This is a genomic window from Pseudoalteromonas sp. 3J6 (genome assembly GCF_903995135.1).
Lineage (GTDB): Bacteria > Pseudomonadota > Gammaproteobacteria > Enterobacterales > Alteromonadaceae > Pseudoalteromonas.
The window spans coordinates 3,561,872-3,581,396 of the sequence record NZ_LR877185.1 but is presented as its reverse complement, the minus strand read 5'-3'; the positions used below and the strand labels follow the sequence as shown (position 1 = coordinate 3,581,396).

General features: G+C 39.8%; 21 protein-coding genes and 1 tRNA gene. 14 read left to right on the top strand and 8 right to left on the bottom strand.

Features of this window, described 5'->3' with window-relative positions:
• Positions 1 to 3 precede the first annotated feature (3 nt).
• Positions 4 to 681: a FlgO family outer membrane protein gene (locus P3J6_RS16405; RefSeq protein WP_198523556.1), complete on the top strand. Its 678-nt coding sequence runs from the start codon at positions 4 to 6 to the stop codon at positions 679 to 681.
• Positions 682 to 755: 74 nt separating this feature from the next.
• Positions 756 to 830, top strand: a tRNA-Arg gene (locus P3J6_RS16400).
• Between the two features lie 306 nt (positions 831 to 1,136).
• Here the strand turns inward: P3J6_RS16400 and P3J6_RS16395 are convergent.
• From P3J6_RS16395 to P3J6_RS16380, 4 genes are all read right to left on the bottom strand, one after another.
• Positions 1,137 to 2,924, bottom strand: a complete 1,788-nt coding sequence (locus P3J6_RS16395) for an NACHT domain-containing protein (protein ID WP_198523555.1) — start codon at positions 2,922 to 2,924, stop codon at positions 1,137 to 1,139.
• Between the two features lie 388 nt (positions 2,925 to 3,312).
• Complete coding sequence (locus tag P3J6_RS16390; RefSeq protein ID WP_198523554.1) at positions 3,313 to 4,245, bottom strand: exopolyphosphatase; 933 nt, start codon at positions 4,243 to 4,245, stop codon at positions 3,313 to 3,315.
• 133 nt (positions 4,246 to 4,378) lie between these two features.
• A complete protein-coding gene (locus tag P3J6_RS16385) occupies positions 4,379 to 5,827 on the bottom strand; it encodes a dihydrolipoyl dehydrogenase (protein ID WP_198523553.1) in 1,449 nt (482 codons plus the stop codon).
• Between the two features lie 54 nt (positions 5,828 to 5,881).
• Positions 5,882 to 6,610, bottom strand: a complete 729-nt coding sequence (locus P3J6_RS16380; RefSeq protein WP_008466566.1) for a glutathione peroxidase — start codon at positions 6,608 to 6,610, stop codon at positions 5,882 to 5,884.
• A 113-nt stretch (positions 6,611 to 6,723) separates the two neighbouring features.
• On the opposite strand from P3J6_RS16380, the gene P3J6_RS16375 reads away from it, so the two are divergent.
• Positions 6,724 to 7,623 carry a LysR substrate-binding domain-containing protein gene (locus P3J6_RS16375; RefSeq protein ID WP_138605263.1) on the top strand — a complete coding sequence of 300 codons (900 nt, stop codon included), beginning with the start codon at positions 6,724 to 6,726 and terminating at the stop codon, positions 7,621 to 7,623.
• Here the strand turns inward: P3J6_RS16375 and P3J6_RS16370 are convergent.
• Complete coding sequence (locus P3J6_RS16370) at positions 7,620 to 8,807, bottom strand: flagellar assembly protein T N-terminal domain-containing protein (RefSeq protein WP_198523552.1); 1,188 nt, start codon at positions 8,805 to 8,807, stop codon at positions 7,620 to 7,622. The two genes, P3J6_RS16375 and P3J6_RS16370, sit on opposite strands and share 4 nt — an antisense overlap.
• 139 nt (positions 8,808 to 8,946) lie before the next feature.
• Here P3J6_RS16370 and P3J6_RS16365 point away from each other — a divergent pair, with 139 nt between their 5' ends.
• The gene (locus P3J6_RS16365) at positions 8,947 to 9,405 is read left to right on the top strand and encodes an LPP20 family lipoprotein (RefSeq protein ID WP_198523817.1); all 459 of its coding nucleotides are present in this window, start codon (positions 8,947 to 8,949) and stop codon (positions 9,403 to 9,405) included.
• 71 nt (positions 9,406 to 9,476) lie between these two features.
• On the opposite strand, the gene flgN is transcribed toward P3J6_RS16365, so the two are convergent.
• The 3 genes from flgN to flgA form a co-directional block, all read right to left on the bottom strand.
• Positions 9,477 to 9,908 carry a flagellar export chaperone FlgN gene (gene flgN, locus P3J6_RS16360; protein WP_036932872.1) on the bottom strand — a complete coding sequence of 144 codons (432 nt, stop codon included), beginning with the start codon at positions 9,906 to 9,908 and terminating at the stop codon, positions 9,477 to 9,479.
• Positions 9,901 to 10,221, bottom strand: a complete 321-nt coding sequence (flgM, locus tag P3J6_RS16355; RefSeq protein ID WP_010387860.1) for a flagellar biosynthesis anti-sigma factor FlgM — start codon at positions 10,219 to 10,221, stop codon at positions 9,901 to 9,903. The genes flgN and flgM overlap by 8 nt, the downstream gene beginning before the upstream one ends.
• Positions 10,222 to 10,295: 74 nt before the next feature.
• On the bottom strand, positions 10,296 to 11,003 hold the full coding sequence (gene flgA, locus P3J6_RS16350; protein ID WP_198523551.1) for a flagellar basal body P-ring formation chaperone FlgA: 708 nt from the start codon (positions 11,001 to 11,003) through the stop codon (positions 10,296 to 10,298).
• A gap of 138 nt (positions 11,004 to 11,141) precedes the next feature.
• Between flgA and P3J6_RS16345 the strand changes: the two genes are divergently transcribed.
• The 10 genes from P3J6_RS16345 to P3J6_RS16300 all read left to right on the top strand — a co-directional run bounded on the left by P3J6_RS16345 (position 11,142) and on the right by P3J6_RS16300 (position 19,468).
• Positions 11,142 to 12,080 carry a chemotaxis protein CheV gene (locus P3J6_RS16345; protein WP_138605267.1) on the top strand — a complete coding sequence of 313 codons (939 nt, stop codon included), beginning with the start codon at positions 11,142 to 11,144 and terminating at the stop codon, positions 12,078 to 12,080.
• Between the two features lie 20 nt (positions 12,081 to 12,100).
• Positions 12,101 to 12,931 (top strand): CheR family methyltransferase, encoded by an 831-nt coding sequence (locus tag P3J6_RS16340; protein WP_138605268.1) that lies wholly within the window; start codon positions 12,101 to 12,103, stop codon positions 12,929 to 12,931.
• Positions 12,932 to 13,059: 128 nt separating this feature from the next.
• Positions 13,060 to 13,470, top strand: a complete 411-nt coding sequence (gene flgB / locus P3J6_RS16335) for a flagellar basal body rod protein FlgB (protein ID WP_138605269.1) — start codon at positions 13,060 to 13,062, stop codon at positions 13,468 to 13,470.
• A 2-nt stretch (positions 13,471 to 13,472) separates the two neighbouring features.
• The gene (gene flgC / locus P3J6_RS16330) at positions 13,473 to 13,904 is read left to right on the top strand and encodes a flagellar basal body rod protein FlgC (RefSeq protein ID WP_008113068.1); all 432 of its coding nucleotides are present in this window, start codon (positions 13,473 to 13,475) and stop codon (positions 13,902 to 13,904) included.
• A gap of 13 nt (positions 13,905 to 13,917) precedes the next feature.
• Positions 13,918 to 14,595, top strand: coding sequence for a flagellar hook assembly protein FlgD (locus P3J6_RS16325; RefSeq protein ID WP_178956429.1), 678 nt, complete (start codon positions 13,918 to 13,920; stop codon positions 14,593 to 14,595).
• Positions 14,596 to 14,653: 58 nt separating this feature from the next.
• On the top strand, positions 14,654 to 15,976 hold the full coding sequence (flgE, locus tag P3J6_RS16320) for a flagellar hook protein FlgE (protein ID WP_198523550.1): 1,323 nt from the start codon (positions 14,654 to 14,656) through the stop codon (positions 15,974 to 15,976).
• 133 nt (positions 15,977 to 16,109) lie between these two features.
• Positions 16,110 to 16,853 carry a flagellar basal body rod protein FlgF gene (locus P3J6_RS16315; protein ID WP_131691416.1) on the top strand — a complete coding sequence of 248 codons (744 nt, stop codon included), beginning with the start codon at positions 16,110 to 16,112 and terminating at the stop codon, positions 16,851 to 16,853.
• Between the two features lie 21 nt (positions 16,854 to 16,874).
• Positions 16,875 to 17,663, top strand: coding sequence for a flagellar basal-body rod protein FlgG (gene flgG / locus P3J6_RS16310; RefSeq protein WP_010387879.1), 789 nt, complete (start codon positions 16,875 to 16,877; stop codon positions 17,661 to 17,663).
• Between the two features lie 14 nt (positions 17,664 to 17,677).
• The gene (gene flgH / locus P3J6_RS16305) at positions 17,678 to 18,361 is read left to right on the top strand and encodes a flagellar basal body L-ring protein FlgH (RefSeq protein WP_198523549.1); all 684 of its coding nucleotides are present in this window, start codon (positions 17,678 to 17,680) and stop codon (positions 18,359 to 18,361) included.
• 12 nt (positions 18,362 to 18,373) lie between these two features.
• Positions 18,374 to 19,468 (top strand): flagellar basal body P-ring protein FlgI, encoded by a 1,095-nt coding sequence (locus P3J6_RS16300; RefSeq protein WP_138605272.1) that lies wholly within the window; start codon positions 18,374 to 18,376, stop codon positions 19,466 to 19,468.
• Positions 19,469 to 19,525: the final 57 nt, after the last annotated feature.

The window sequence follows — 19,525 nt, the reverse complement described above, 5'->3', positions numbered from 1 at the left end:
ACCATGGTTAACTTAGTTAAGCGCTCTGCTTTAATTGGTATAAGTGCATTATCACTATTACTTTCAGGCTGTAATTTAATGGGCGAGTCGATCGCGACCGAGCCCGCCAAATCTGAGCCAGAGCAAACAGTGGTAAGCAATCTTGATTTTAACCAGATCATGGCGCAAATGCAGCAAAATGACGAGCAAGAACAATACGCCGATACAACGCAGTTTAACCCAAACAAGCACCATAAAAGCTTAGTTAACTACGTAGAGCAAATGGCACTTGATTTAACCGACACCATGCAAGTAGCCCCGCAAGATGCAGCGATTGCAGTCACGTCGTTCGTTGATTTAGACGCAAGTTTAACTACAGCAAGCCAGTTAGGTAATCAGTTATCAGAAACCTTTATACATCAGCTACAAAAGTTTGGTTATAGTGCGGTTGATTTTAAAACAGCCAATTTAATTACCGTTAATGAACAAGGCGACTTTGCATTCACCCGAAACACTCGCAAGCTTGCAGGTACGAATATAGCCAGCCATGTTTTATCGGGTACATTAATTTACCGTGCAGATGGGGTTGTTATTAACGCTCGCGTAATAAATATTGAAAATAAGCGCCTTGCCGCCAGCAGTCGAACATTTATACCGCTTTACGTATTAAATAAAGAAGATATATATTTATCAAGCAATTAACTTAATTTGATACTTGATATAAAAAACCAGATGCCGTTATAATTTCCAAACACTTAGTACTTAGCACCCAACGTGGCCTCTTAGTTAAATGGATATAACGGCCCCCTCCTAAGGGGCAGTTGCAGGTTCGATTCCTGCAGGGGCTACCAATAAAATCAATGAGTTATGTTCTTTCTTTGTTTCTATATCAACTCTATGTAGTATATTTGTAGCAATGTCAGCTTTGTGCCGTTCGGATAAAAAGTGAATTTGAAAGCTTGTTGGGTGGCGCCTTCGGCTTAACCAACCTACATTTTGACGTAGGTCGGATAAGTGGTGGAGCCATGCCATCCGACAAAAATGATGAATTTACCAGAAACAACTGCTTTACACTGTAAGTTAAACCACTCTATACCGACTATCGGCTGAGTGCCAATTGCGGACATCGAGCAAGATAGTCACTTGTTAGGCAAATTTTAGAAAGGCAAAATGTCATCAGTCACTCTGTCTGACGTACTCAATTCAGCTTCCATATTTAATACTTCAGTCTTAAATGAGCTTAATTCAAATTTACTGGACAAATATTTCCCGACTTCTTTTTGCAGCTTATTTTCTTTGAAGAATTTATCAATCAAAATAGCAAAATCACCATCCAAATTTTGAAATTCTGTATAGTCAGTCTCATCACAGTATGATAAATACTCAGCAATCATTACTTTTTTGTTATTTAAATAATCACTTAGAGTTTTTTTAGCAAACTCTGAATATTGAACATATAAAACTGAAGATAAAGTGTCGCCCCAATAAAACTCTCTCACTAATCCTGTTTCATCAACACGCACTTTGGAATCACTACCAATCAAATTCATCAAAGAAGGATAATTGATATTTATTTTCGAATTGTCATTTAGGCATAATGCATTTTTCTTATAGGGAATGAGAAAGTACTTAGTGTAATTTCTCTCATCTATAGTTTCTAGAAATGACAATGTGTTTTGCCACTTTCTAAACTCATCAAAATCATTAATAACTAAATTATAAAATCCAACTTTTCGATTTTCACTTAATCTTGATATAAATACAGAGGCGAAATACTCTTGAATACTTTTATGAGTAAATGAAAATTCATCAAAGCCATCACGAACAATTAAAGCGGTAATACTTGTTATGTCATCAATTAATAGATCTTCAATATTCTCTGGCAGCCTTTCAAGCTTTGCTGAATTCTCTAAATAATTTTGAAACCAGTACGTAGAAAATCGAGTGTTATTATCATTGAGTGATAAAAAACTTAATGAATCAAACAATCGCTGCATTTGATAGTCTGTTAAACCTGCCTTTCTTTCGCGTTCAAATCCTATTTTCATTCTATCGTGTCTATAAAGCATTGTAGGGAAAATTAGACTATAAAATTCAGAAAGGTTATCTGGTTTAAATTGCCTTGCGTTATAGGTAATCGTAAATAGGGTTAGTAATAATGGAGTTGTAGTTACTTCTGAAATAAAGCGACTATTTGAAAGTATATTATTTATACTCACTGATTGCTTATCTTCTTGGTATAGGTGATTAACGAATTTTTTCTGCGTAGTAAGTAGCATTGGGCTTATTTTTCGTTTAGAAAAATAAAAAGAAGATCCCATACCTGAGTCTGGCCTTGAAGAAACAACAGCTCTTAAATCAGGGAAAGTTCTAAAAATTGTTTCTAACTCTCTTGCGACTTTACTTCTTTCACTATTAGGTACTTCATCAAACCCGTCTAAGAAGAGAACAATCTTATTAGATTTAGCTAAAAATTCAAATAGAGCATTATCAAGTTTAACGCCAAGATCCTCAATTGCATCCATCAATTCATCTTTGAGCTTTTTTTTATATTTTAAGTTTCTAAACTCGATAAATATTGGAATATAAGAACTACCAGATCCTTCCTTAATGCATAGCTTTCTAAGGTATAGTGACTTACCTTGGCCCGGACCACCTTCAACTAAAATCTGTTTAGTACCAAACTGATTAAAAGACTCAATTTTTTCTCCGTCGAAAAGGACTGCTTCATCAAAGAAAATCTCGTTTAAGTCTACAATTGAATCAGGGTTCAATATTGTTTTAACTTGTCCAATTCTGCCAACATTATTCTTAAAGTATTCAAGTTTACTTATCGCAAAGGCTTCAGATATTTTCTCTTGAACTTTCCCTTTCGCTGATTTAATAAGATCATCAACTACGCCATCCAAACCACCAGTTGCTTTCTTAATAATATCTTCAATCATAATGACTCCATGTTGGTTGATGATTACTCTATTCTCCTAACGAGCCTGTAGACTAACACGTTTTAAATTTATTTTTATTGATGAATCAACCATAGCCGAGTTCCTATTTTGGTTTAATGAGTTTTCGCTATTTTAATTAGATATAAAAAGAGAGTATGTGTTTGTTTTAATAACTTTTTTAGAGGGAATTAAAAACTGACTAGTGAAAGCTGGGAGGTCCACAAAGCTGACCTTAGGCTCTACTCGAAATAGTCCAAAAACGAGTTTATCCGACCGTCTGCTTATCGCTCAAAGAAGCCCTCCATTAAATTCTGCATAATAAAAAAGCGAGCTATAATTAGCTCGCTCTATAAAATACTTTGCGAACCCCGAACCCCGTGGCTATAACTCAGCCATCGCTGGTAATCGTAGCAATCAGCTCGCTCAGCACTTGCTCAGCTTTGTTTGTTTCTACTTGGCAAGTACCAGCATTTAAATGGCCGCCGCCACCGTATTTAAGGCATAACTCGCCAACATTAGTATTTGAGCTGCGATTGGTGATTGATTTACCAATGGCGTACACCACGTTTTGCTTTTTAAGCCCCCACATTTTATGTATTGAGATATTACATTCGGGGAACATGGCGTAAATAACGAAGCGGTTAGTAGCGTAAATGGTTTCTTCTTCGGTTAAATTGAGTACCACTAAGTTGTCGTGTACTGATGAGCAGCGGTCTATTTGCTCTTTAGCTTGTGCGTTGTGCTCGTGGTATAACGCAACACGCTCGGCAACATCTTCCATTGCTAGTATTTGTTCTATGCTGTGATCTTTACAGGCGTCAATTAACTTCATCATTAACTGGTAATTAGAAATTTTGAATTCACGAAAACGGCCAAGTCCTGTGCGCGCATCCATAATAAAGTTCATCAGTACCCAGTCTGTTGGGTTTAAAATTTCGTCTTTTGTAAATTGTGCCGAATCCCCTTTATCAACCGCTTCCATCATGTCAGTTGAAATATTAGGGAATTTCTCTGCGCCACCATAATAGTCATAAACAACGCGTGCTGCAGAGGGCGCATCTGGGTCAATAATATGGTTTTTTATATCGCTTTCGTTACGAACGGTTTCACTCATGTGATGATCAAATGCAATATGACAACCGGCAACATAGGGGAGGTTAGTGGTAATGTCGTTGCTGGTAATGGCTATTTTGCCATCTTGCATGTCTTTTGGGTGCACAAATAAAATATCGTCGATTAAATCTAAATCTTTAAGTAATACGGCACACACTAGGCCGTCAAAATCGCTTCGAGTGACAAGTCTATATTTATTATTGCTCATTGTGGGTCCATTTTTGTTTATTTATTAATCTGAGTGTAGCAGTTTAAACTCCATTTTATATACCTGTTTTTAACATAAAAAAAGCCAAAACAAGAGTTTTGGCTTTGAGTAGCAAGTGTTTATTAGTGGTATGTTATGCGCCTGGGCCACATTCCATACAATGGTTAATAATGTCTGGGCCAAATTTTAATTTAGCGTTTAAATCTCGCAGTGCAGTGCGTAGGCCTTCTTCAATAACAGGGTGATAAAAAGGCATATCTAACATTTGCGGTACAGTCATTTTGTTTTGTACAGCCCATGCTAATAAATGAGCAATGTGCTCTGCTTGTGGGCCTATAAATTCAGCACCTAAAAATAAGCCGGTACCGTGCTCGGCATACACACGCATGTGGCCTTTGTTTTTTAGCATAACGCGGCTGCGGCCTTGGTTTTCAAAGCTGACTTCGCCTATTTCAAAGCAGTCACAGCTTCCTAATCGTTCGCTAATTTCTTTAAAGCTTTCACCAACCATAGCTATCTGTGGGTCACTAAATACGGCGGCAATTTTAGCGCGGCGTAAACCCGCACGTACATGAGGGTAGCGGCCTGCGTTTTGCCCTGCGATTGTTCCTTGATCGGATGCTTCGTGAAGCAGTGGGATCATGTTACTGGCATCGCCGGCAATAAATATGTTTGAGTCGCCACATTGCATAGTGTGGGCATCAGCGAGTGGTACGCCACGCTCATCAAGCTCTATGCCGGTGTTTTCTAACCCTAGTTTATCGGTGTTAGGTACTCGCCCTGTTGCAGCCAGAACATAGTCAAACTGCTCGGTATGTTTAACATCTTGTTTGTCGGTATAGGTTAGCTCTGCTTTATTACCTACCTGTTTCATATCTGAAACGTTTGAGTCGGTATCAACATAAAATTCTTCTGCAAATACGGTGTTAGCGTAATCTTTAACTACTGGGTCGGTTAGTGGGCCTATGGCACCACCTACACCAAAGAGTTTTACCTTTACCCCTAATCGGTGCAACGCTTGGCCAATTTCAAGGCCTATAACGCCTGGGCCAAATACGGCTACTGATTCTGGTAAATCATCCCAGTCGAATACATCGTCATTAATAATCAGTCGGTCGCCAAAGTTATTAAATACGCCAGGGTAAGATGGGCGTGAACCTGTTGCTATTACAAAGCGTTTAGCAGTGATAATGATGTGCTCATCTATTTGCACGCGGTTGGCGTCTAAAAACTGTGCATAGCCACGAATTTTATCTTCGCTAGGTATTTCATCTACGGCTTCTACTACGAATCCTGCAAAGCGATCGCGCTCACTTTTAACTCGTGCCATGACGGCTTTACCGTCAATAACCGGTTTTGAGCTGTGAACTCCAAAGGCAGGTGCCATTTCTATTGAGTGCGCGGCTTCTGCTGCAGCAATCAATAATTTACTTGGCATGCAACCAACACGTGCGCAGGTTGTACCGTATGGGCCTGATTCAATCATAAGTACGTTTTGAGTAAACTGTTTAGCATTACGGTAGGCACTTAAACCAGCGGTACCTGCACCTATAACAACAACGTCGGTTTGCAATTCTTTCATAGTGTTTTTCCTTTAATAAACAAGGGCGTTGCAGCCCCTGTTTTATTTACTTAATTAAGCAAAGTATTTTTCTAAATCGTCTGAGCCACCAATGTGCTTACCACCAATAAATACTTGTGGTACGGTTTCACGGCCCGATACCGCTTTAAGGCTGGTAAGTGATGCGCCAGCACCCATTACGATTTCTTCAAAAGCAAAGCCTTTAGCTGTAAGTAGCTCTTTTGCTTTTTTACAGAAAGGACAGCCAGGCTTAGTAAATAGAGTAACCGCTTCTGGTTTTACTTGAGTTGGGTTGATGTAATCAAGCATAGTGTCAGCGTCAGATACTTCAAACGGGTCGCCTGGTAAATCTGGCTCGATGAACATCTTCTCTACTACGCCATCTTTAACTAGCATAGAGTATCTCCAGCTGCGCTTGCCAAAACCTAAATCGTTTTTATCAACTAGCATACCCATGCCGTCAGTAAATTCGCCGTTACCATCTGGTAGTAAAGTAATATTTTGCGCTTCTTGATGCTCAGCCCATGCGTTCATTACAAAGGTGTCGTTTACAGATACACAAACAATGTCGTCAACGCCATTTTGCTTAAGTACACCAGCTAACTCGTTGTAGCGTGGTAGGTGAGTTGATGAACACGTTGGTGTAAATGCACCAGGTAGTGAAAACACAACGACTGTTTTGCCTTTAAAAATGTCATCAGTAGTTACTGATTTCCATTCGTCGTTTTGACGCGTTGCAAATGTAACGTTAGGGATTGTTTGACCTTCAATATTGTTTAACATGTTTTTAGTTCCTCTTGATTTGTTGATAGCCATTATGGCGAACAATTAAATATAGTTCCAATCGTTTGTTTGTATTAAACTGATAGGCATAAACTATCAGATTGTATGTGAATATGAACTTAAAAGATTTAGAATATGTAAAAGCCGTTGCGCATTTTAAACATTTTCGCAAAGCGGCTGATGCCTGCTTTGTAAGCCAGCCCACCTTGAGTGGGCAAATTAAAAAGCTAGAACAAGAATTAGGGGTTATCTTATTTGACCGTTCAACTAAGCACGTCACCTTAACAACCCAAGGTGAACGTTTGTTGACACAAATCACTCTTATATTAGAACAAACTCAAATATTAAAAGAACTGGCTGCTACTTCTAACCAACCGTTACAGGGCAAGCTGAGTATTGGTATTATTCCTACTATTGCCCCGTATTTACTACCTACACTGCTTACATCAATGAAAGCGGCATTTACTCAAAGTCAGTTTTCGTTTATTGAAATGCAAACTTCTACCATTTTAGCTGCGCTAGACAGTGGCGAGGTGGATTTTGCAATTTTAGCGGATGTGCCTGAGCTAAGAAATTACCATACTATTAATGTATATAAAGAAGACTTTTTAGTTGCGGTATCTGCTGATAACGCTTTAGCTGTAAATAAAAAGGTAGCACTGCAAGACCTTCAAGGTAGTAACCTATTAATGTTAAGTGATGGCCATTGCTTTAAAGATCAAGCTCAGCAGTTTTGTTTTTCGGCAGGAGTGGATGTTTCTAGCCAGTATCAAGGTAATAGCTTAGAAACCTTATTAGCGCTGGTGGCGATGGACGATGGGGTTACGTTTGTGCCAAAACTTGCTGCAATCCCCCGAGAGGGAATTCATTATTTACCTATTTTTCCTAATCAGCAACGTAATATTGTATTGGCCTGTCGAAAGCACTACCCGCATTTATCTGGGGTTGAGCAGTTAGCAGATTGGTTAAGCGCTCACGATAATTTAAAAGTTAAGCTAACCCAAGTACTTTAGGGCGTTGCAACTTCCACAATATCGTTAATTTGTACGCCCGGTAAAGGCTGATCATTAATACTGACGGCAATGGCACTGTGCTGATATAGCTGCTCTACACGAATACGGTTCAAAGTGGTTATAGTATGCGGCATGGTGTTGCCTTGCGCGTCTGTTAAATAATTATGATGAGCAATACTCAGCTGTTGGCCTTTTTCTAAGCCATGTGCCTTTCCTAAATTAATGACGAGTTTATTATTTTCCATGTGCATAATTTTGCCTTGAGTGGGTAGGCACGCCATGGCTGCTTGCAAATCGTAACTTAGGGTTTGGTTTATCTCACTAATACTTTGACCAAAAGGTGACTGCCAAAAACGATTACTGTTTACATCAATAATAGTTGTTTTTTCAAATGGCCAGATAGCTTGGCTTTGATAGCTTTGTTGCCACAAGGGTTCATAAGTAGTGCCATTAAATAAACTAAACTCTATTTGGTAGTGACGCTGATAGCTTTCATCTTGCCAAAATGCATAGTCGCTATTGAGTTTATCGCTGGTGGATAAACTGGTAATTTGGCTCAGTAGCACATATTGTGCGTTACTGCGCGATGAAATTTCCTCTAACTGGCTGTTAGAGTAGTCATGTTGTTGATTAAAATAAGTATCGACTTTTATCGCTTTATTGAAATAGGCAACCGGTATAGCACTCATTTTTGATTTTTGCAGTGACGTGTAGATGTTTTTGCTTACTGCTTTATTAATGTCAAATATTTGACCCATTCTAGCGTGTTCGCGATTTGTTAATTGACTTTGCGTCACAGCTATAAATTTATTGAAGTTGCTTTGCGGGCATTGCTCGGTTTGTGCAAAAATATCTAGGCGTAAGGTAATCGCAAATTCATCATTGCTGCGGTTTTCGCTAACGAGCTCTATTTTTTGAATTTCGCCTTGGCTACTTATTTTTAGCTGATCTTGGGTTAATACGCCATCTACAAGGGTTTGCACTGAACTTACACGCGCCCCAGAAAATACTAAGGCTTGGGTTATCGCATCTTTTATGGCTGCGGCTTTTGCACTAGGAATATCGCTATTTTGAATAACTGCATGGCCGGTAGACTCATACCACTGAGCGTGAGTAAAAGGTGAAAACGTTAATACCGCAGTGGTACTTAACCCTGCTAATACAGCCTTTAAAAACGATTTCATACTTTTACTCCAATTAAACGTTAGCGTTAATCAACTTCAGCAAGTAATGTACCACTATTTTTTGTTATCTATTTAAAGGCATATCACTGGCACTAAACATGCATAACTGAGTTTAATTAGTTTTTAAAGGCCCAGTATGATGCGAGTAATGCCATTAATGATCACATTAGGCTGCTTAACTTTAAGCGGTTGTAGTAATATATTTGATAAACACGTTGAGTATAAATATGTTGAGCCAAATAATTACCCAGTATTAAAAGCGGTTGGCTATGCGCCCATTAGTTTGCAGTCGGGAAGTAGTGACACGCAAAAACAGCTTATGGCGATTAAGGCCTCAAAGCTCGAGGCTTATCGCGAACTAACGGAACAAGTGTACGGGCAAAAAATTACCGCAGGCACAACCGTCGCAGGCTCTGTTGCCCAAGATGATTATTTACAGAGTAAAGTGCAAGGTATTATAAAAGGCGCGCAAATTATAAAAACCTATGCCGTTAATGATATGTATATTACTGAGCTTGAGCTTAATATGAAGCGCGTACACGACTTGTACATCGGTGAGATAAAACCACGGGAAGTGAAAAAAGTTACTTATTACTAAGCGACAAATTATTACCCATAAAAAAACGCCTAAACGAATTATCGTTTAGGCGTTTTTTTATGGGTGTTTTTTTAGGCTTTTAGGTTACGCACAATGCTGTTATCGGTATTTACGACGCTACCAGCTTGGTCGTAGGTCATTGATGAAGGTGCACCAATTAAAATACCTTTCAGCTGCTTTACACTTAACTGTGCCTGATGAGCTGCATGAGCATTAACTTCATTTTGTTTTTGACATTGCTCAAGCTTAGTTCTGGTCAGCTTTATTAAGTCAGCATTTTCATCTGTTTGCTGATCATTACTGGCAATCAGTTTACTGAGTTCTTTATCTAAGGTGCTTATGCTGGTTAAAAAAGACATTTTCTGTTGGGCAATTTCTTTCAAACCTTCGCCTCTACGTGAGGCAATAGCATTAAGCTCTTGAGTAAGAAGCTCACTCAAGGTTGTTAAACAATTTATTTGTTCGTTTAGTTTAATCGTAATTAAACTATTGTGATCAGCCATAAACATTAAACTCGAAGTCTGCTAAATTTTTGGCAAGTTTCTCACTGTCTATTTGATACTTGCCTTCGGTAATGGCTTTTTTAAGTTCAGCAACTTTGTTACTGTCAAAACCAGAAGACTGCTCTGCTTTTTCTTGTAAAGATTTTAATTGCTTAGCTTGCGGTGTTAGGCTCACCGAATCGCTTGCCGCTTTAGGCGAAGGCGTTTGCGCAGCCTGCGTGTTTGCATTATCTCTTTTTAAATCAACTTTTTGCTGTTGAGTGTTTGTTAAAACACCAGGCTGTTGATTTGATTTGTTAACTTGACCGACCATGATAAAAACCCATTTATTACCCAACTGATGCCTATATATCGGCATTTACTAAAGATACTTTAGCATAAATTACATTAAATATTTACCTGCACAGACTCTACACCATCTACCCGTGCATTTAAAACTTTACCTGTTTTTTTGTTTTCTACTCGTACTTGTTCACCTAAGGTTCCATCCTCTAATGCAACACCCGTGGTTTTTACTCTTAACCCTTTAATATTGGCAAATATGTTAACAGAGTCGCCTTTGCAAACCATACAAATTTGATTGAGTAGTACTGGCATACCTTCACGAATATTACGTTTGCTGCGGCTACCAATAAGTTGTGCAGGATCATCAAGATACTGAACGCGTATAAAGTGCGCAGGGCGCATATCAATACTTAAATGGGATGGAGTAATCACTTCACCTCGTGCTAAATTAGTCGTTGCAACTACAACGGGTGCTGATTCAGTGATTCTGACATGTACGTATTGTGCCCAGTTGTCACTATCGTTACATTTTATTTGAATGGTGACCTGACGATTAAATGGGGGCTCACTTGGCGTTACTAGCTCTGGCTCAGAGTTACAATGGCGATCAGGTATGCGGCTATCTAACGGTAATGCGCTAAACTGTATTTTGTTATCATTTGTAGTCACTGCTTTTTGTGCAACATAAGATACAGCCATTTCTTGAAGTGATTCTTTACTAAATACTTGAGCCTTTAGTGGCAAAGTGAAGCAGAGGCTAGCAAGAAAATAAAAAACACTGTATCTTCTGATTTTTTTTAACAAACTCATAATGTTTCGACTATGCTTATGGTTGCAAACAGGGTATAAATATTTTGCGTCAGAATTTAGACGCCCCCGTTGTGTTATGACGCTTTATTAATTGAAAGCAATTATCGTTCCTTATATTTGTTTTCTTAGGAGATTTAAATGGCCGGTATTTTAGACTCAGTAAACCAACGTACCCAGTTGGTTGGGCAAAACCGCTTAGAATTATTGTTATTTAAGCTTAACGGGCGTCAGCGCTTCGGCATTAATGTGTTTAAAGTAAGAGAGGTATTACAATGCCCGCCTCTTACTAGTATGCCAAAGGCTAATGCTTATATTCGAGGTGTTGCACATATCCGTGGCCAAACTATTTCGGTGATTGACTTATCTATGGCTGTAGGTGGCCGTCCTATAAAAAATATAGAAGAAGGTTTTATTATCATTGCTGAATATAACCGTTCAGTTCAAGGATTCTTAGTTGGTGGCGTTGAGCGGATTGTTAACATGAACTGGGAAAAAATACTGCCTCCGCCATCAGGTGCGGGGCGTTATTCTTATTTAACAGCCGTGACTGAAATTGAAAATGAGTTAGTTGAAATTCTCGATGTTGAACAAATTTTAAACGAGATTTGTCCTGTAAATACAGAGGTTAGCGCAGATGTTGCGGCTCAGGCTCAAGGTAGTATGCAAAAAGATTTGGGTGAGCGTATAGTATTTATTGCCGATGATTCGGCCGTGGCACGAAATCAGGTTAAACGAGCGTTAGAACCTTTAGGTGTAACTACTGAACTTGCTAAAAATGGTAAAGAAGCTTTAATAAGACTAAAAGAAATTGCAGAGCTTGATTGTGTTAACGATATTACAGAGCGAGTAGGGTTACTTATTTCAGATGTAGAAATGCCCGAAATGGATGGTTATACGCTCACTGCAGAAATTAAAGCAGATCCCAAACTTGCACCACTGCATGTGATTTTACATACTTCATTAAGTGGTGTTTTCAATCAAGCAATGATTGAAAAAGTAGGGGCTGACGATTTTATAGCGAAATTTAATCCAGACGAGCTTGCTACAGCCGTTAATAAGTGGGTTCATTGTGATTAATAAACATAGGTGTTATTGATTTGACTAATAAAGATTTGCAGCAAACAGAATACGATCAATTTCGCTTATTTTTAGAACAACAGTGCGGTATTGTTTTAGGTGAAAATAAGCAGTATTTGGTTAAAAGTCGCTTGGCACCATTAATGTCTCGGTTTAATGTTGAATCGTTATCTGAACTGGTTAGCAAAACACTTGGCGTACATGAGCGTCAATTGCGCGCTGCTGTTGTTGATGCCATGACAACCAACGAAACATTGTGGTTTAGAGATCAATACCCATTTGAGTTGCTCAAAACCAGATTATTCCCTGAATTTAAAGCGCTAAATAGACCATTAAAAATATGGTCTGCTGCGAGCTCTTCAGGGCAAGAACCTTATTCAATTGCTATGTCGGTAGCTGAGTTTCAATCAAGTAGTCCTGGTGTTTTAAAAATGGGTGCACAAATAGTGGGTACTGACATCTCAAATACCATGCTGGATATGTGTAAAAACGCTGAATATGATGCATTGGCACTGGCTCGCGGGCTATCTGCTGATCGTCGTAAGAAATTTTTTAAAGACAGCGGCAATGGTATGGCACAAGTGGTTGACTCATTGAAAAAGCAAGTGAGCTTTAGGCATTTAAATTTGCTCGACTCGTACGCCTTGATGGGTAAGTTCGATATTATATTTTGCCGTAATGTTTTAATATATTTTTCACCTGAGGTGAAAGCCAAAATAATTGCACAATTTTCTCAAGCACTTAACCCTAAGGGGTATTTATTTTTAGGTGCGTCGGAATCTATGTCTGGTTTGAGTACCGAATTTGATATGGTACGTTGCAACCCCGGCATTATTTACCAAAAGAAATAACGAATATTAAGATATACCCCCTCCTAAAAACGGCGCTGTAGCGCCGTTTTTTGTTTTTATCATCACTACTTTCATTGCTGGCTTACTTATTGCTTTATTGATACTAAGTCAATTTTTTGGAGATAGTTATGGCTATCAGTTTTGATAAAGCATTAGGCGTGCATCCGCATGCGATGTTGATCCGTTCGCAAAGAGCAGAAATGCTCGCCACTAATATCGCAAATGCTGATACGCCCGGCTATAAAGCAAAAGATATCGACTTTGCCTCAGCATTAAAAACGGCAAAGTCTAACCAACTAAGCGGCAATACGATGGTAAGAACCAACGAAAAACACATTGCCGGTGGTACCCGTTTTGTAGGTGGAGATGAATTATTTCGTACGCCAAATCAAACAGATACAGGTGATGGTAACTCTGTTGATATACAAGTGGAACGGAACTTGTATACACAGAATGCTATGGAGTATCAGGCCAGTGTCCAGTTTCTTAATGGTAAATTTAAAGGCCTGAAAAAAGCCCTCGGTAGTCAAGGAGCCTAATTATGAGTTTATATAATGTGTTTGATATTGCAGGTTCGGGTATGAGCGCGCAAAACGTGCGATTAAATACCACCGCAAGTAATATCTCTAATGCCAATACAATTAGCTCTTCACAAAATGAAACGTACCGAGCGCGACAACCTGTATTTGCTGCGGAGCTAACAAAAGCGTCAGCGTCAGCAAGCAACCCACAGGGCTCTGCCGTTGGTGTGAAAGTGTTAGGAGTGGTTGAGAGTGATAAACCACTACAAATTGAATATAACCCAAACCACCCGAGTGCGGATGAAAATGGTTACATTTATAAACCCAACGTGAATGTTGTTGAGGAGATGGCAAATATGATTTCTGCATCTCGCTCTTATCAGACAAATGTTCAAGTTGCTGATGCAGCTAAGCAAATGTTAAGTAAAACACTGCTGTTAGGTCAGCGGTAACTGAGGGTAGCTCATGAGTAACGATATTAGTACTTCTTCATCCTACATGGACTCTTTACGTTGGCAAGATAAGCAAGTGCCACAAAAAGAGGATAGTGATGCGTTAACCCAAGAAGATTTTTTTTCGTTGTTAACACAGCAGTTGTCATATCAAGATCCCAGCAAACCTGCTGATAACGATCAGATGATTGCACAAATGACAAACTTTACCATGGCTGAAGGAATATCAAATTTGAACTCTAACTTTGATTCCTTAGCTGCGTCGATGACATCAAATTCGGCATTGCAAGCATCAACACTGGTAGGCAAACAAGCTTTGTTGGAGTCGGATACACTGGAGCTTAATGAGTCGGGTGAATCAAGAGGTTCTGTTGTAGCTGAAAAGCCAGTCGATAGTTTAATGATCCGCATTGAAGATGCATCCGGGCAGTTGGTTAAAACTATAGATTTAGGCACTCAGCCTGCAGGAGCCATCCGTTTTGCATGGGATGGTAAAAATGAAGCGGGTGAACGGCTACCACCTGGTGAATACAACATCAAAGCAGAGGGTAGTACAAATGGGGAATTTTCAAGCCTCCCATTAGCTACATTCAAAAATATTGAAAGTGTTAATATTAACGGCTCAAGCGGCATTATTATTAATACTAAAGAAGGTGCGGTTAGGCTGACTGATGTCGCAGAAATCGCGTAATAGATTTTATGTATTTTTTTAGCCATCAGGCTAAATATTTTTAGGTTAGAGGTTAATTATGAGCTTCAATATTGCATTAACAGGCCTTGCTGCCGCACAAAAAGATTTGGATGTTACCGCCAATAACATTGCCAACGTAAACACCACTGGTTTTAAAGAGTCTCGCGCCGAGTTTGCTGATGTATACGCATCATCAGTATTTAGCGCCGGTAAAACAAAAAATGGTGATGGTGTGCAAACCACTATGGTTGCTCAGCAGTTTCATCAAGGGTCGCTGCAGTTTACTAATAACTCACTGGATTTAGCGATCACGGGTGAAGGTTACTTTGCAACAAGTAATGATTTAGGCTCTTTAGATTTTAGTTATACTCGCGCAGGTGCGTTTAAGCTTAATAAAGACAACTTTGTAGTTGATGCTAAAGGAAACTTCTTACAGAGTTTTCCGGTGAATGAAGTTACAGGCAGTACCACTTCGGTTAGTTTAAGTACATCCTCTGCACTGCAAATACCTGATTCATCAGGGTCTCCGCGCTCTACTTCAAACGTTTACACCTCATTCAATGTTGATTCGCGTGATGATGTTAAAGTAGTGCCATTTGATGCAACAGACGGCACTACTTATAATTCTTCGACTTCAACCACAGTTTACGATTCACTAGGTGAGCCGCATGTAATGCAGTTTTATTTTGTTAAAACCGCACCAAACGAATGGCAAGTACATGGTACATTGGATCAAAAACCGTTTGATGCTACCGGCGCCGCAACGGCAACCCCAAGCCCGCTTAGTACGTTTGGATTTAATGCAAGTGGTACTCCAGAAACAACCAATGGCACACCTATTACCGGAAGTACCTTTGATGATGTAAATTTAAATACTGCTAACTTTTCAGGGTTATTGAGTAATGGTGCACAGTTTAATGACATTGCAATTCAGTGGCGCGATGAGGCGGGTACTACTGCTAAAATCCCTACTCAATATGCTAATCGATTTGAAGTAAAAGCACTTGAACAAGACGGTGCGACAGTGGGGCGCTTAGCGGGTATTGATATTGGTACTGATGGTAAAGTTGTTGCATCGTACAGTAATGGCGACACTTCATATTTAGGTCAAGTAGCCATGGTTAGATTTGCAAACTCACAAGGTTTACAACAGGTGGGTGATACTTCATGGAAAAAAAGTTTAACCTCAGGTGAGCCGATTGCGGGTGAGGCGGGAACAGGGACTTTAGGTAAAATCAATTCTTCAGCGCTCGAGCAATCAAATACAAATTTAACCACAGAGCTAGTTGATTTGATTAGTGCGCAGCGTAACTTCCAAGCAAACTCTCGTGCGCTTGAAGTGAATTCAACGCTGCAACAAAATATTTTACAGATCCGATAACCATATTTTGATTTATAAAGGCTGCTTAATGCAGCCTTTTTTATTCCTCTCTTAAAATCTTATTCATGCTTTAATTTAATTTGGCACTTATATTGCATTTACTCATATATAGATTTCTTAATGAGTCGATGTTATGGATAAAATGGTCTACATAGCCGCATCTGGCGCTAAACAAAGCATGCAAGGGCTTGCTCTTAAAGCCAATAATTTGGCAAATGCAAACACCACTGGGTTTAAATCTGATTTTGCGCAAGCGCGCTCAATGCAGGCTTTCGGTGAAGGTTTGCCGACTCGTGTTTTTGCTATGCAAGAGCGCCCAGGATCTAACATGACATCGGGCGGTGTTGTCGAAACAGGTCGCAGCCTTGATATTGCTATGAGTGATAACGCCTGGTTGAGTGTTCAGGATGCCTCTGGTAATGAAGCCTATACAAAAGTGGGTTCGTTAAATATAACGGCTGAAGGTATGTTAACTACCAGCGACGGTCGTCAAGTTATTGGCGAAGGTGGGCCAGTCATATTACCTGTACCGATTGAAAAAATTGAATTTAGCAAAGATGGCACTATTCAAGTTCGCCCTCAAGGTGCACCGGCTAACTTTTTAGAAGAAGTTGATCGGCTAAAAGTGGTTGATGCAAACAACGCCACGCTCGAGAAGGGTAATGATGGCTTATTTAGAGCTAAACCAGGCGAAATAGTTGAAACATCAGCCAATGTACAAGTATTAGGTGGCACATTAGAAAAGTCGAATGTAAATCCTGTGCATGAAATGGTCGATATGATCAGTCACCAACGCCAATTTGAATTACAAGTAAAACTGATGAAAACAGCTGAAGAGATTGACGAACGTCAAGAGCAGCTGATGCGCATCGTTTAACTTTAACGTGAGGACATTATTATGAATCCAGCATTATGGATAAGTAAAACAGGGCTTGACGCTCAACAAACTGATATATCGGTTATATCAAATAACTTAGCGAACGCCAGTACAGTAGGTTACAAAAAAAGCCGCGCTATTTTTGAAGACTTGCTTTACCAAAATATTAATCAACCAGGCGGTCGCTCATCGCAAGACACCGAAATGCCGTCAGGCTTAATGCTTGGCGCGGGTACTAAGGTGGTGGCTAACCAAAAAAACTTTTCGCAAGGTAATATGCTCACCACTGAAAATTCATTAGATTGGATGATTTCAGGCCCTGGCTTTTTTGAAGTACTGCAACCGGATGGCAATATTGCTTATTCGCGTAACGGCCAGTTTACTACTGACGGTGACGGGCGTGTTGTAACCTCGGGTGCTGGTTATGTTGTTCAGCCTGAAATGAATGTACCTGACGATGCACAGTCGATCACCGTATCTCAAGACGGTGAAGTGTCAGTTCGCGTTAAAGGTCAGGCCGAAAACGTGGTTATTGGTCAGATCACGATTAGTGATTTTATTAATCCGTCGGGCCTTGAGCCTATAGGGCAAAACTTATATACCGAAACCGCTGTAAGTGGTGCGCCTGTTCAAGGTAATCCGGGTGTTGAAGGTTTAGGTACGATTATTCAAGGTTCACTTGAAACATCAAATGTAAATGTGACCGAAGAGTTAGTTAATTTGATTGAAACGCAGCGCGTTTATGAGATGAACTCAAAAGTGATCTCAGCCGTTGATGAAATGATGAGTTATATCAATCAACAGTTATAGTTTTGGGGGATTGTATGCGTAATATTATATTATTTACAGTAGGGACTTTACTATTAAGTGGTTGTGTAGCTACACAAAATAATGAGGTAGTACAAGACGATCCCTATTATGCACCTATGTATCCAGAGCCTAATATGGAGCCAGTAGTAGCAACCGGCTCTTTGTTCAGTACTCAATTATCGAATGATCTTTATGCCGATAAAAAAGCACTGCGAACAGGCGATATCATTACTGTTAAATTACAAGAGTCAACCCAAGCGACTAAAGCAGCTAAAACAGAAACGGATAAAGAAACCGATGCCAGCCTCGACCCTGTGATTGGCTTAGGTGGTTTACCGGTAAATATTGGCGGCGATAGCATTCAATTTGGTATTGGCAGTGACTCCTCATTTAAAGGTGACTCAAAATCAAATCAATCAAATAGCTTAGTTGGCGATATTTCGGTTAACGTAATGCGAGTACTACCAAATGGTAATTTAGTGATTCGCGGTGAAAAATGGCTAACGTTAAACACCGGTGAAGAATTTATTCGCTTAGAAGGGTTAGTGCGTCCACAAGATGTCAATGCCGATAATACCGTTGAGTCTAATCGAATTGCGAATGCGCGTATTCAGTACTCAGGTAAGGGCCAAACACAAGAGGCACAAAGCCCGGGTTGGTTAACGCGTTTCTTTAGTAGTTCATTGTTTCCCTTTTAGAGGACATTCGACATGAATGGTTTTAAAGTTTTTTGTTTTATGGTGCTACTAGGCTGGCAATTTACTGCCAGTGCTGAGCGAATTAAAGATGTGTCTATGGTCGAAGGGGTGCGCTCAAACCAATTAGTGGGCTATGGCTTAGTTGTTGGTTTACCAGGCACCGGTGAGCAAAGCCGTTTTACCGAGCAAAGCTTTAAAGGCATGCTTAATAGTTTTGGTATTACGTTACCTTCTAGTTTAAAGCCAAAAATTAAAAATGTTGCAGCGGTTGCTGTGCATGCTGAACTCCCCCCATTTAGAAAGCCAGGGCAAACCATAGATATAACCGTATCATCGATTGGCAGTGCAGGCAGCTTGCGCGGTGGCACATTACTACAAACATTCTTAAAAGGGGTTGATGGTAATGTTTACGCCATCGCTCAAGGCAGTTTAATTGTAGGTGGCTTAGGCGCTGAAGGCCTTGATGGTAGTCGCGTTGTGATTAATACGCCAACGGTAGGACGTGTACCAAATGGTGCAACCGTTGAACGTGCTGTTAAAAGCCCATTTATGCAAAACGACTATATTACCTTTAATTTAAACCGTCCTGACTTTACTACTGCTAAACGTTTAGAGAAAACCATTAATGATTTAATTGGTCCAAATAGCGCTCAAGCACTCGATGCAGCTTCTATTCGCGTTATTGCACCTCGTGATGCCTCGCAACGTGTATCGTATTTATCAACTCTTGAAAACTTAGAGTTTAAGCCAGCAGATACTTCAGCAAAAATAATTGTTAACTCGCGTACCGGCACCATTGTTATAGGTAAAAATGTAAAATTACAACCTGCGGCAATTACCCACGGTGGTTTAACAGTAACGATTGCTGAGCAACAAAATGTGGCGCAGCCAAATCCTTTAGCAGAGGGTGAAACCGTGGTTACTCAGCAAAGTATTATTGATGTTGATCAGGATGACTCACGCGCTTTTGTATTTAACCCTGGTGTGAGTCTTGATGACTTAGTTCGTGCAATTAATGAGGTAGGCGCTGCCCCTGGTGATTTAATGGCTATTCTTGAAGCGCTCAAAGAAGCCGGTGCAATTAATGGTCAGCTTGTTGTAATTTAGTTTTATAAGACTCTAAGCTCTAGGGCCTAGGGTCTTTAACCTTTCACCCTTAACCTT